Genomic DNA, 13483 nt, shown 5'->3' on the forward strand with positions numbered 1-13483 from the left:
ATCAAATATAAAAATAAATTTATCGATAAAATAAAACAGAAAAAGATTCCACCCTTCTATAAATGCCAATAAAACCTTATAAAATAAGGGTTTATGAACCTTTTTCATTTTTTACTTTCTGAAAGTCAGCCTTCAGAACTGAATGTGACGACAACTTTATCTTCCTTTAGTTATAAAATTTTGAATAAACAAAAAGTTTATCATTCAATTATGCAAACAAAAAAGAAGGGCGCATTTGCCCTTCTTCTCTCATACTTATTTGGTTGTTCGATTATTGAATGTCTGCCCATTTCCAGTCTACGAAGCCCAGACCGTCGAGAACAACACCTTTTACTTTGTCGTTCTTCACGTAGGAATGAGTGTAGTAGTAGATTGGCGCTGCAGGCATTTCATCCATAAAGATTGCTTCTGCTTCAGCCAGGATTTGTTTACGTTTTTCTGGGTCCTTTTCAAGAGCAGATTTGTTCAGCAGCTCCTGATATTTAGGATTTTCCCAGTTGGTATCGTTGTTGCTGCCTTTTTTGAGCTTGAACAGATCCAGGAAAGTGTATGGATCGTTGTAGTCACCAGTCCAGCTGGAACGAGCGATTTGGAATTTACCTTGGTGCATGTCATCCAAGAATACTTTCCACTCTTTGTTTTCCAGCTTCACGTCTACGCCCAATACTTTTTTCCATTGGTCTTGGATCGCTTCTGCAATCTTCTTGTGACCCTCGGAAGTATTGAAGGACAGAGTCAGAGTAGGCATTTTGGTGATGCCTTCTTCTTTCATACCTTCTTCCAGCAATTTTTTCGCTGTTTCAGCATCGTTGTCCTTGAAGTAAGGGCTTGTTGCTACAGCCATAGTTGGAGGTACGAGGCCCATTGCTGGCTCTTGGTTTGTTTGCGTTACGTTGTCGATGATGGATTTGCGATCGATTGCATACGCAAACGCTTTACGGATTTTCGCGTTGTTGAAAGGCGCTTTTTCCGTATTGAATTTGTACATGTAGGTTCCCGCAATTGCACGAGTTTCCATTTTGCCGGAATCTTTCAATGCTGGAACAGCGTCAGTAGGGAGTGCGCTCATAGGAGCTCCTGCCCAGTCCAGATCGCCATTGTCAAACATGGACAGCTCAGTGTTTTCGTCCTCAACCATGGAGAAATCGATCTTGTCCAGTTTCACAGCATCTTTATCCCAGTAGTTGTCGTTTTTAGCGAGAACGAGCTTGCTCTTGTGCTCCCAAGTATCGATCTTGAACGGACCGTTACCTACGTGGGATTTCGCTTCCCCAGCCCATTTTGCATCGGACTCAACTACTTTTTGGTTAACAGGGAAGTACGTGTAGAAAGCAGTCAGCTCCAGGAAGAATGGAGTTGGATTTTTCAATGTCACTACAAGAGTTTTATCATCTTGTGCTTTTACGCCAACATCGTCTGCTTTCGCTTTGCCCATGTTGTACTCTTCAGCATTTTTCAGGTAGTACAGCTGGTAAGCATAAGTGGAGCCCAGCTTCGGATCGAGCGCTCGCTTCCACGCATATTCAAAGTCTTTTGCCGTTACAGCATCGCCATTGCTCCATTTGCTGTCACGCAGGTGGAACGTGTATGTCAAACCATCTTCAGATACATCGATTTTTTCAGCCACAGATTCGTGTGGTTTGCCGTCTTCATTAATACGAGTAAGTCCATCAAATGTCGCACGCAGAAGCGCACCGGAAGTAGAATCCTCAGCCAACGCAGGGTCAGCTGTTGGTGGCTCGCTGTGCATGTTCATGCGCAATACTTTTGGACCGCTAGTTTGCTCGTTACCAGTAGAAGCTCCTTGTTCACCGGTTTTTTCACCGCCGCCACAGCCTGCCAGTGCCGCACTCAAAACCAGAATAGAACTCATAGCTGCAAATACGCTTTTTTTCATTGGTGTTGACCCCCTTTTATATCGGTAAAACTCCATTGAAAGCTACTTCAACAATATACTGCATTTTTAGTAATATTGAAGACATTTTAAGTAAGTTTAATTATGTTTTATTCGAATATCAAATTATATTAAGGGAAATAAATTCGAAAACTTCATCAAATGCAGTATGCCTCAAGCAAGAAAAACTATGCAAAATAGGAGAATTCCTCTACACTGGGAGTAATTGGATTAGGTAAGTATTGGTTGCCAGAAGGGGCGTGGCAGCATGTACGCGAAACAGAAGCCGGAGATTTTTATCGGATCGTCCGTCGAAGGTCTATCCGTTGCCTATGAAATTCAGACAGCACTCGAGCATGATGCTGATTGTATCGTCTGGCCACAGGGGGTTTTTGACCCTAGCAGTGTCACACTTCACGATCTGATCGAAATGACCAGAAGGGTGGATTTTGCCGTCTTTGTTTTTACACCTGATGATCTGACCACCTACCGAAAACAGGAAGTCAAAACAGTACGCGATAATGTAATATTTGAATTTGGTCTCTTTGCAGGTCGGCTCGGAATCGAACGAGTCTTTTTCTTGACCCCGCGTTATGTCGAAGGACTGCATCTGCCAACTGACTTGCTCGGGATTACCCCCATCACGTATGAGCACCCGACTGATCCCTCCCTTTTCCCAGCAAAAATCGGTTCTGCCTGTCATCAGATCAGACGACAGCTTCGGAAGCTTGGACTAACAGAGCAGGGGTTATCTGAAAAAGAAAGCCAGGGCTATATCCGCAGCCTGGAGTCCCATGCGCGGTTCCTTCTCTCCGCGATTGAGTCCAGCGACCAGATGATTCCTCGTACTCATGCTGTGCTGGGCGCCCTGCATAACGAGTTTTGTCCCATGGCAGATTTTCGGGTCAAAGGAACAACGCTGTTTCAATTGACAGAGGACGGCAAAGCGTTGTTACAAATCGGGGTCTCAGGCGCGATAAAAGATCATGCAAAAACGTACTTTTTGGAATACAATGTAAGTAACAGTCATCCTCGCAGCTACGTTGTCGATTCCTTTTTGACCAATAAAAAGGTGATCTCGTACACGGGCAAAAAGTATGGGAATGATAAAGAGCTGATCCTCAGCTTTACCGTGGCGAAAATCTTTGTATTCACGATTCACCTGCTAGCCAAGGATGTGCCCATGGAGCTAAATGAAATCGCAGAAGAGCTGATTCGTATGAATGAAGATCTCTTCTATTACTTTGAAACCATACTAGAAAGGGGAACGATGCCATGCCATCTCGAAAACCGAATGCCCACATGACCGTATCCGGCCACGTCAGACCCGTATCCAGACATGTAGCCCGGCAAGTTTGGCGCTCTTTGTTGGCACAGCGAGCGAGAAAGGTGCATGGTGCCATTCCCTCTCTTCAGGGAGTCATCTATCATGATGGACCGTCTGTACTCGACTCTGAAGAAGGAATTGTCGTGATTGCTACCCAAGAAGCCGGCTTTAAAAGACCGCGCTACATCGGCTAACAAATAGAAGAAAGAGCTGCTCCATCCGTTTGACAGCGGAGGTCAGCTCTTTTTACTTTTTACCTGTATTGGCGGTATTCTTCTGGTGAAACACCGACGATTGAACGGAAATCGCGAATAAAATGCGAATGATCATAATAGCCAAGGGCGATGGACAAATCCAGCCAATCCCCTGCGGTTCCCTGATCCATACGCTCAGCCGCCTCATGCAGGCGATAGCGCTGAATGACCGACTTCGGACTGACGCCTACATACCGGTCAAACATTCGCTGCATGGTGCGCTTATTCATGCCAGAGCTGCGTACTACATCCTCTACCCTCAGGATCGTCCGGTCTTGCTGGATCATCTGGACGATATCGGCAATCAGTGCGGTGTTTGGATCACGTTCTGGCAAATGGGTAGTTAAAAATTGCTCGGCAAGTCTCAGCATCGTGGCATCATCAGGCTGGCTTAGAATTTCAGTTTCCAGCCGCGCTGTATCGATACCGAATACTTCCTCAAGGCCGATCACACTACCCGTTAATGTAGAGACAGGCGCCTTCAGAAACGGATAAAAGCCCCCGGGCTTGAATTTTATTCCGAAGACCCAGCCCTGCTCTTTCAGCAAGTGGGAGGAGGTCGTTTTAGCTACGCCGAAAACTCCGCTAGCCCCTTTTTCAAATACGAGATTTACGTTTGGATGTGCAATTACTACCTGGGAATAGGGGGCTTGACCGCGCAAATCCCATCTGACAATCCAGTAATGCTGCACAAAATAGCCAATTTCTGCTGATGGCTGCAATCTGGTGAGTGAAAACTTTTTTTCTGCGATCAATGCATGCAGAACGCCCTTCGGAAACTTGTCTATGATTTTGTCCATGCCCGGCCTCCTGTCGCGTTTTTACAATACGGCCTTCCAATTCCTGTTTATACTTAGAGTAGTGGTTGAAAGAAACGATTTCAATTCCAAACTTTTGAAATCACAGGAGGTACGCACATGGATCTTCATTACGATTTTTATATCGCCGCTACGCCCGAGGAAGTATGGCATGTTCTTGTTTCTGATGAAGGTGTATCTGCTATTTTCTGGGGATGCACGATTCGCTCTACTTTTCAAGTAGGGGAAGAGCTTGCTTATGTGGGACCAGGAAACGATGGTGACCAAACCGTACATGTATATGGTAAGCTGCTGGAGTTTGAACCAAACCGAATCATCAGCTACCTCGAGCATCCTGGTCCTTCATACCGTGAAAACCATGCTGAACTGGAGACACGTGTTACGATTACACTAGAGCCGGTCGGCAAATGCACAAAGTTAACCCTCATTAACGACCAGTGGCAAGAGGATCATCCCTCTTACGCCAGTACAAGCCTGCATTGGCCAATGATTCTCTCCAATATTAAAACCTATGCAGAAACAGGCAAAACGCTCGATTTGGGATTTTAATTCACTAGTAGGCATTCTCTCTGACTAAAAAACGCGGGACAAGAAGATTATTCGGCAGCCTTTTATCAGTGGCTGCGGAATTCCACTTCTTGCCCGCTTTTTTGTTACGAAGCTTTCAACGGTTTATTCCGTTTTGCTAGCCCACTTCAAATCAATGAATCCGAGTCCATCGACTTGTACATCTTTTATCTTGTCACTTTGCACCCATACGTCTACATCCGTAAAGAGCGGGATCACAGGCATAGCATCCATGAAAATTTGTTCAGCTTGGGCAATCAGTTCTTTACGCTTCTCTGGATTTCCTTCCAGAGCTGATTGCTTCAACAGCTCTTGGTAGCGTGGATCCTCCCAGCCGGTATCGTTGTTCCCTGTATTGGCGTCACGGAACATTTCCAGGTAGTTGATCGGGTCGTTAAAGTCTGCGTTCCAGCCGAGGCGTCCTAGCTCGTATTTCAGCTCATGCATGTCTTGCAAATGCACCTTGAATTCCTTGTTGGAAAGCTTCACATCGATGCCGAGGCCTTTTTTCCACTGGTCTTGCAGTGCTTCGGCGATCTTGGTGTGACGATCCGTCGTATTATACGACAGTGAGATTGGAGGCAGCTTCGTCAAGCCCAGCTCTGCCATGCCTTCTGCCAGCAGCTGTTTGGCTGTCTCAACATCATGATCCTTGAAGTAGCCTTCTGGCTTCACAATCATCGACTGCGGCAAGAGGCCCATCGTAGGCACCTGCCCTACCTGTGTGATGTTGTCTACAATCGTTTGGCGATTTACAGCATACGCCAATGCCTTGCGAATCTTTGCATTGCTAAGCGGTCCTTTGGTCGTGTTGATCTTGTACCAGTACATGGTTGCCTTTGGATGAATGACCAGCTTTCCGGATTCCTTCAGGGACGGAATTGCATCTACTGGCAATCCCCCCAGCGGTTGACCTGCCCAGTCCAGCTCATTATTTTCAAACATGGCCAGCGCTGTGCTGTCGTCCTCAATCATCACAAACTCGATCTTATCTAGATTAACCGCGTCTTTATCCCAGTAGTTTTCGTTCTTTTCCAAGACGATTTTGCTCTTGTGCTTCCATTCCGTCATTTTGAACGGACCATTCGCTACGTGTGTCGCAGCTTCGAATGCCCATTTCGGATTCGCTTCCACCACTTTTTTCGGTACAGGATAATACGTATAGAAAGCAGTCAGCTCCAGGAAAAATGGTGTCGGATTCTCCAGGGTTACCTCTAATGTCTTGTCGTCGATGACCTTCACGCCGAGCTCATCAGCTTTTGCCTGCCCTTTGTGCACTTTTTCGGCATTCTTGATGTAATAGAGCTGATAGGCATACTCCGCTCCCAGATTAGCATCGAGCACTCGCTTCCAGGCAAACTCAAAGTCTTGGGCAGTCACCGGATCACCGTTGCTCCATTTGGCATCACGGAGCGTGAAGGTATAGATTCGGTTATCCTCCGAGACCTTTACGTCTGAAGCCATCGAATTCATCGGCTTGGAGGCAGCATCCAGACGAGTCAAGCCGTCGAATGTAGCCCTTACGACCGTTCCTGATGTGGCGTCCTTGGCTAACCCAGGGTCAGCCGTCGAAGGCTCGCTCGTCAGGTTTGCACGGAAGATTTGCGGCGCTTTCGATGCAGCCACCTGTGCTGCTTCACCGGAGCTTGGCGAATTCGGCTGAGGCTGCTGCTGCGTTTGTCCCCCTCCTCCACATCCTGCTAAAATACTTCCCGCAATCATAATCACACTGGCAACGATAGAAATTTTCTGTCTCATTCAAATATTCCCCCTTATCAAATATTTTCTATCGCCACCAATATACTCGACAGAAATGGGCTTGAGAATGGGGTTTGAAGAGATTTAATTTAATTTTATGAATATTTATTCTATTATAAAAGAAAATAAACCCAACTTGCCGTAGTAGGCAGATTGGGTTTATTTGATCGTTCAATTATCTTGTTACTTAGAACGCTGGGATGATCGCGCCTTGGTATGTGTCTTCGATGAATTTTTTCACCTCAGGCGAGTTCAGTTCTTTCGCCAGCTTTTGCATTGCTTCGGAGTCTTTGTTGTCAGCACGAGCTACCAGGAAGTTTGCATATGGAGACTCTTTGTCCTCGATGAACAAAGCATCTTTGGTTGGTACGAGCTTCGCTTCCAATGCATAGTTCGTGTTGATCAGAGCCAGATCTACTTCATCCAGAACGCGCGGCAGCATAGCAGCCTCAACTTCTTTGAATTTCAGGTTTTTCTTGTTTTCTACGATATCTTTTACAGTACCGCTGATGCCTACGCCGTCTTTCAGCTTGATTACGCCATTTTTTTCGAGAAGAGCCAGCGCACGACCGTTGTTGGTTACGTCGTTTGGCAGTGCAATTGTTGCGCCATCAACTAGCTCATCAACGCTTTTGATTTTTTTGGAGTAGGCACCGAACGGCTCAACGTGTACCGCAGTCACAGGCTCCAAAGTCATGTTTTGGTCTTTATTGAATTGCTCCAGGTATGGTTTATGTTGGAAGAAGTTTCCGTCTAGTTGTTTTTCATTTACTTGTACGTTTGGTTGTACATAGTCAGTGAATTCTTTAACTACCAAGTTTACACCTTGTTCCTTCAGCTTAGGTTGAACAAACTTCAGGATTTCCCCGTGTGGTACAGCAGTAGCACCAATAGTCAACGTAACTTCTTGTTGTTGTCCACCCTGAGCGCCACCTGTAGATGGAGCAGGAGCGGTTTCTGTTTTGCTTCCGCAAGCTGCCAAAGAAAATGCCAATACAGTAGAAAGTACAGATACAACCAGTTTCTTCACAGTAGATTTCCCCCTTTATTTGTAAACCACTTCTAAAAAGATTTATGGAAAGACCTTACTTGCGGCTGTATTTGAGAACCAGACGGTCCCCCAGCGATTGTAAGATCTGAACCAACACTAACAAAATAACAACAGTAACAATCATGACATCAGTCTGGAAGCGCTGATATCCATAGCGAATCGCCAGGTCACCCAAGCCACCGCCACCGATAACCCCAGACATCGCCGTATAGGAAACGAGGGCGACAGTCGTAATTGTAATCCCTGCAATCAGACCCGAGCGCGCTTCCGGCAAAAGTACGTTCCAGACAATTTGCCAGTTCGAAGCACCCATGGATTGCGCTGCCTCAGTTACCCCGCGATCTACTTCCCGCAAGGAGGTTTCGACCAGTCGGGCAAAAAATGGCGCTGCCCCGATGACCAGCGGCGGGATGGAGCCAAGTACGCCCAGCGAGGTACCTACAATCGCTTTGGTAACAGGAATTAATAAGATCATCAAAATGATAAAAGGAACGGAACGCAGGACGTTCACAATAAAAGATGCGACGAGATAAAATCCTCGGTTGGCCAGAAGCTGCCCTCTTGAGGTGAGAAACAGAATGATGCCCAGCGGCAATCCAATCAAGATGGTAAACAAGGTTGAAAAGCCAAGCATGGAGAGTGTATCTACGGTCCCGATTCCAATCTCAGACCAATCCACATTTTTTAATTCCAGCCACTCCATCTAGATCACCTCCACTTCCAGGCCACGCTCACGCAGCTTCTCGATTGCCTGCTTGTTTTGTTCTGCATTGCCTTCCAGTTCGACAACCAGTTGACCGTACGGGGTGTCCTTCATCCGAGAGATCGTCCCCTGCAGAATACTGAACACGGTACCTGTCTCTTGCATCGTCTGGAACAGAATCGGCTTGTACGTCTGTTCCCCCAAAAAGGTGACGCGTGCGATTGTGCGATTACCGGAAGCCTTCTCATGCGCTACTGCTTCGCGCAGTTCGTGGGAATCAGCCACCTGCTCCACAAATTCCTGTGTGGTCGGGTGCTTCGGCTTGAGGAATACTTCGAGCACATCGCCTTCCTCGACAATCACACCACCGTCTATGACACCTACACGATCACAAATGGAACGGATGACCTGCATCTCATGTGTAATGAGTACGATGGTCAGTCCCAGCTTGCGATTAATGTCCAGGAGCAGCGCCAAAATGGAGTTGGTCGTCTGTGGGTCGAGCGCCGATGTAGCTTCGTCGCACAGGAGTACTTTCGGGTCGTTCGCCAAAGCCCGTGCAATTCCTACCCGCTGCTTCTGTCCGCCTGACAGCTGTGCCGGATATTTGTCCCGATGATCCTCGAGGCCCACCAGCTTTAGCAGTTCGTCCACCTTTTGCTTGATTTCGGCCTTTGGTCGCTTCGCCAGCTTCAGCGGAAAAGCGATATTATCTCCGACCGTCGCTGATGACAGCAAATTAAAGTGTTGAAAAATCATGCCGACGTGGCGACGCTGTTCCTGCAGCTTCCGATCATCCAGCTTCGTCAAATCAACACCGTCAATAATGACCTCACCTGTAGTTGGTCGCTCCAGCAGGTTCATACAACGTATCAACGTACTTTTCCCCGCGCCGGAATGGCCGATAATCCCATATATTTCTCCCTTTTTGATAGAGAGGTCGATACCCAGCAATGCTGGGATTTTGTTGCCCTGTACCAGATAGCTCTTATGCAGCTCACGCAGTTGAATCAACCATTTCCACCTCCCGTTAAAAACAAACGAACCCCTTTTTCATCAAACGAAAAAGGGGCTGCAACGCAATTTATACGTTCGCATCCACCCTTCTCATCTATCAAGATCCAATTAATCTTGTAGGAATTGGCACCGCGACGTCTATTCGAAAATAGACCGGTTGCCGGGCTTCATAGGGCCTGTCCCTCCGCCTCTCTTGATAAGAAAGATTTCCACGTATATTATGTTCGTTTTGCATATTTTCATGATACAAGTCGGATTATATCGCTTTTGAAAATAGTACGTCAATAGAAATAGTAGGTAAAAGTTTTTTCTAATCCATCACGCCATTTCTGATAATGGTCGCTTTTACGTGAAATGTAAACTGCGCCTCCTTAAACATCTTTCTCCATTCGTTTATGCTCATCTTGGACATCCCCCTTTGATTCGCACGATACACGATGCCGAAGCCAGCAGGATCGACATCGATTGATTGCAGTTTTTTAATTACCTTTTGCAGCTCCTGTTCGATCTCCTGCTCCAACGCCCTCTCCATGATCTTCATCATCTTGGGGTCCTCCAGCTTCAACGGAAGCGTCATCTCAAGAATACGTGCACGTAAGCGAACATGGACATTAAAGTGCGGAGGAGATGCTTGCTCCAGCTTGATTTTGGAGACACTTGAGATGGTATCAAAGACGAGCTGTACTTTCTCTTTTTTATTACTTGGATCCTTTGGGGTCTGACCGAAAATTTGAGCAGGCACCGATGTATCGTAGCTACCTATTTTGAATTTGCCATGTATAAGCTTTATCAGAAAGGCTTCCTTCGGCGAAATCCATCCCACATAGCGATCGCCGCGAAACAAGGCGACCCCTTTAATCATTAATTCGTCTCCTTTTCGCGTGATATAGGGCATGATTGGGTCGATCCCTGAATCGTAGTAAGCCCGGAAAAATTCATGCATGGTAGACGAAGGTATTTTTTCTCCTTTTATATTTTGTTCAATCATTCTATACATATAGATCCCGATATTTCCTTCTTCCTTATACGGGTATGTCAAAAGATCGTAGGTATCTCCATCATATACACAGAGGTATACTCTGCTGGAAAGAGAGGAATCCCGATACAGCGTATCAATAATGCTGCCAATTCCATTTCGGGCAAAATGCTCGTTGTACAGGGCTACGCGTATTTGCCCTCCCAGTATCCGCTTATCTGATTGCAAATTCGTACGGTCGCGAATTCCTTTACTGGTTTCGCCCACAGCAGAAATCACTTGAATTTTTTCTTTTGCTTCCGGATTGATCGAGGGCATTACGATGGTGGCGCGAATATTTTTATCTTTCAACAGGTCATAACCAACTACGGTAGCGAGGCCCGTCTCGTCAAAAATCTGCCTGTCCGAGCAGCCTGTCATCATCAAGATTAGGGAGCACCACATAGCCCAATAATGCATGAACCATTTTTTCCGGCTATTCGGGTATAGATGCATCTGACGCACCCTCCTTCGCTCGCTTGGCACGCTGCTTTATGATAACCATCAAATACAAAAAATACGGATATATGTAGGCGACATACATTCCGATTTTGGAGTAAATATCGTTGAGTCGATTCATCTCCTGTCTGGTGAGAAGTGCCAGTGAAGCGATGTAAATGATAGGTAAAATCCAATACAACGATCTGCGCAAATTGCAGCCAAACAATCGTTTGATCCCACGTGCAGAAGCCCAGAGAAAGATCATGATGTTTGGCAGAACCACGAGCAGCCATACGGAAATGCCTACAAGCTCAAACCTCTCCATAATAGGCAGGTACACCATTTTTTTCAGATTGAGCGTCGCCCAGATCGTCCTCATTAACTGTCCTTGGCTAAAAAAGACCAGTGACACGACCATGACTAACGTATAAATCACATAAGTTACGAGTATAGCCCATTGGGTGCTGCTAACCACTCTTTCCTTATTTTGCACATACGGGTACACGGCATAGATGACTTCGAAGCCGATACTGGTCAACGACATGGCTACCATGCCTTTGAAAAGCTGCTCCATGTTTGCATCCAAAATCGGAAATAAATACTCCCACTGTGCAAATTGCAGTGGAAAGTACAGGTCACAAATGAGCCAAATCGTGACCGCCACAGAAAAGAACGTATAGCCAGCAACTACACGAATCCCTCCTAATACCGTGTAAAAAGCGAGAATGAGAATGATCGCTGACAATATCCATGTCGGTAAATTGGGAAACACCCAGGTCTGTACCACTTCGATGTAGGTACGTAATACTACACCCGCTGACATAAAAAAATAAGTCAAATAAACGACACCCAGACTCGTCCCTATCCACTTTCCAAACACGTCCACCTGGATTCCGTAAATATCGGCAGAAGGGTATTTTTGCAAGGTCTTCACAATCACCCATACGGTCAGATGGGTAACCAGCCCTGCCATAATGACTGATATCCACGCATCATGTCCGGATTCCTTTGCGATGATTCGCTGAAAACCAAGAACCCCGACTCCAAGTTGCGTACCATGAACCATAAAACCAGCCAGAAATGCTGATATCGTGTTCCCTTTTTTCACCTCAATATTGGTGTCCATAAGAGCCTCTCTTACTCGTCGATGTCTTTCTTTTCTTTTGCCTTGTCAGGATTAAAGCGGCGTACTTTTTTGGGCGAGAAAAAATGGTTTCGCTCAGCCAGGGAAGATAGCGGTGCACGAATAAAGCCGTCTTTCCAATCGGCGAAACGTACTGGGTAGATCGGATACATATACGGCCGCCCCAAGCTAGTCTGGCGAAGCAAGTGACTTGCCAAAAAGCTAAAGCCAACAACAATGCCTAAAGCTCCCAATAATCCTGCCAGCAGGATCATAGGAAAGCGGATGACACGAATGGTGGAGCCAATCATGTAGCTGGGCGCGATAAAGGACGAGAGCGCACCGAGAGCCACGATAATAATCAGGATGTTGCTCGTAAATCCCGCCTGCACAATTGCCTGACCGATAACAATACCACCCACGATACCGATAGTTTGACCAACCTTGGTAGGCAATCTGGCTCCTGCTTCCCGCAAAAGCTCAATGATGAGCTCCATCAGAATCGCTTCCCATAATGGTGGTAACGGTACACGCGAACGTGATTGGGCAAGGGAAAGCAGCAGGTCCGATGGAATCATCTCGTAATGGTATGTAAGTGCCGCCACGTAAACAGGGGTTAGAATGAGCGACAAAACCATGGCAAATACACGCATCGTCCGGTTGAAGGTAGCCAGACTCCAGCGTAAATAATAGTCATCCGGCGACTGAAAAAATTGAAGCAAGGTCGTGGGACCGAGCAACGCAAACGGACTTCCTTCTACCAGAATAGCGATTTGTCCCTCTCGCAATCCATGAATGACGCGGTCCGGGCGCTCTGTCTGTTGAAGTGTTGGAAATAGTGACTTCTCATTGTCTGCAATGTACTGAGCCAGGATAGTGGAATCCATACTGCTGTCCAGCTCGAGGTCCTTAATTCGTTGCCGCACGGTATTCACATTTTCCGTGTCAGCTGTACCCTCCAGATAGAGGATCGACACCTCCATCGGGATCGTATTTCCTACGGCCAACTTTTCATGGAACAACCGCGGAGTCGACATGTATTTGCGAATGATGCAGATATTTACCTGAAGCTCTTCCACAAAGGCTATTTGGGGCCCTAGGACAACCGTTTCGATTTCTGGAGCCTGAATATTTCTGCCTACGGTACCGTCGCTCGGAATGGCAATTCCGTAAGCTGCCCCTTTTACGTGAATGTAAATGTTTCCGCTGAGTAACCGCTTGATTGCTTCCGATTCCCCATAGATTCGGTTGCTGCCAGCTCCTCCTAATTGCCGCTCGATTTCTTCGATCCCTACATTGCCCAGACAAATCTCTCGAAGCTTTGGAATGAGCTCACTGTAGACGACCTTGGCGTCCGCCATGCTGGATAAATAGTAAAGAGACACACGTCCCGTTGGCTCATCAATTTGCTCGGTTACCAAATCACCTGTATGGGTAAACCATTTGCGTGCGCCCTTCTGATCCATCCACGCTCACCTCAATGCATAGAAAATCATGGATTAGTCTGCCCCAAAC

The 13483-nt window shown here is 46.6% G+C and carries 12 protein-coding genes and 1 riboswitch; of the genes, 3 read left to right on the forward strand and 9 right to left on the reverse strand.

Annotated features, from left to right (window positions below):
• Positions 1 to 271 precede the first annotated feature (271 nt).
• On the reverse strand, positions 272 to 1897 hold the full coding sequence (locus C3B52_RS19445) for a peptide ABC transporter substrate-binding protein (RefSeq protein WP_103108063.1): 1626 nt from the start codon (positions 1895 to 1897) through the stop codon (positions 272 to 274).
• Positions 1898 to 2162: 265 nt separating this feature from the next.
• Here C3B52_RS19445 and C3B52_RS19450 point away from each other — a divergent pair, with 265 nt between their 5' ends.
• Complete coding sequence (locus C3B52_RS19450; RefSeq protein WP_103108064.1) at positions 2163 to 3200, forward strand: nucleotide-binding protein; 1038 nt, start codon at positions 2163 to 2165, stop codon at positions 3198 to 3200.
• A complete protein-coding gene (locus tag C3B52_RS19455; protein ID WP_103108065.1) occupies positions 3170 to 3415 on the forward strand; it encodes a hypothetical protein in 246 nt (81 codons plus the stop codon). Before C3B52_RS19450 ends, C3B52_RS19455 begins: the two co-directional genes overlap by 31 nt.
• 59 nt (positions 3416 to 3474) lie before the next feature.
• Here C3B52_RS19455 and C3B52_RS19460 read toward each other — a convergent pair whose 3' ends face one another.
• Complete coding sequence (locus C3B52_RS19460) at positions 3475 to 4275, reverse strand: helix-turn-helix domain-containing protein (protein WP_103108066.1); 801 nt, start codon at positions 4273 to 4275, stop codon at positions 3475 to 3477.
• Positions 4276 to 4392: 117 nt separating this feature from the next.
• Here C3B52_RS19460 and C3B52_RS19465 point away from each other — a divergent pair, with 117 nt between their 5' ends.
• Entirely contained in the window at positions 4393 to 4842 is a 450-nt protein-coding gene (locus C3B52_RS19465; RefSeq protein ID WP_103108067.1) for an SRPBCC family protein, read from the forward strand.
• A 123-nt stretch (positions 4843 to 4965) separates the two neighbouring features.
• On the opposite strand, the gene C3B52_RS19470 is transcribed toward C3B52_RS19465, so the two are convergent.
• From C3B52_RS19470 to C3B52_RS19500, 7 genes are all read right to left on the reverse strand, one after another.
• Complete coding sequence (locus C3B52_RS19470) at positions 4966 to 6618, reverse strand: peptide ABC transporter substrate-binding protein (RefSeq protein ID WP_103108068.1); 1653 nt, start codon at positions 6616 to 6618, stop codon at positions 4966 to 4968.
• A gap of 187 nt (positions 6619 to 6805) precedes the next feature.
• Positions 6806 to 7648: a MetQ/NlpA family ABC transporter substrate-binding protein gene (locus C3B52_RS19475; RefSeq protein ID WP_103108069.1), complete on the reverse strand. Its 843-nt coding sequence runs from the start codon at positions 7646 to 7648 to the stop codon at positions 6806 to 6808.
• Between the two features lie 55 nt (positions 7649 to 7703).
• On the reverse strand, positions 7704 to 8372 hold the full coding sequence (locus tag C3B52_RS19480; RefSeq protein ID WP_103108070.1) for a methionine ABC transporter permease: 669 nt from the start codon (positions 8370 to 8372) through the stop codon (positions 7704 to 7706).
• Entirely contained in the window at positions 8373 to 9386 is a 1014-nt protein-coding gene (locus C3B52_RS19485; protein WP_103108071.1) for a methionine ABC transporter ATP-binding protein, read from the reverse strand.
• Positions 9387 to 9476: 90 nt separating this feature from the next.
• Positions 9477 to 9592, reverse strand: a riboswitch (SAM riboswitch).
• A gap of 107 nt (positions 9593 to 9699) precedes the next feature.
• Positions 9700 to 10860, reverse strand: coding sequence for a Ger(x)C family spore germination protein (locus C3B52_RS19490; RefSeq protein WP_103108072.1), 1161 nt, complete (start codon positions 10858 to 10860; stop codon positions 9700 to 9702).
• Positions 10841 to 11971 carry a GerAB/ArcD/ProY family transporter gene (locus tag C3B52_RS19495; protein WP_103108073.1) on the reverse strand — a complete coding sequence of 377 codons (1131 nt, stop codon included), beginning with the start codon at positions 11969 to 11971 and terminating at the stop codon, positions 10841 to 10843. The genes C3B52_RS19490 and C3B52_RS19495 overlap by 20 nt, the downstream gene beginning before the upstream one ends.
• Positions 11972 to 11982: 11 nt before the next feature.
• Complete coding sequence (locus C3B52_RS19500; protein WP_103108074.1) at positions 11983 to 13434, reverse strand: spore germination protein; 1452 nt, start codon at positions 13432 to 13434, stop codon at positions 11983 to 11985.
• Positions 13435 to 13483: the final 49 nt, after the last annotated feature.

Source organism: Brevibacillus reuszeri (assembly GCF_002897295.1).
In the GTDB taxonomy this organism is placed as follows: domain Bacteria; phylum Bacillota; class Bacilli; order Brevibacillales; family Brevibacillaceae; genus Brevibacillus; species Brevibacillus reuszeri_A.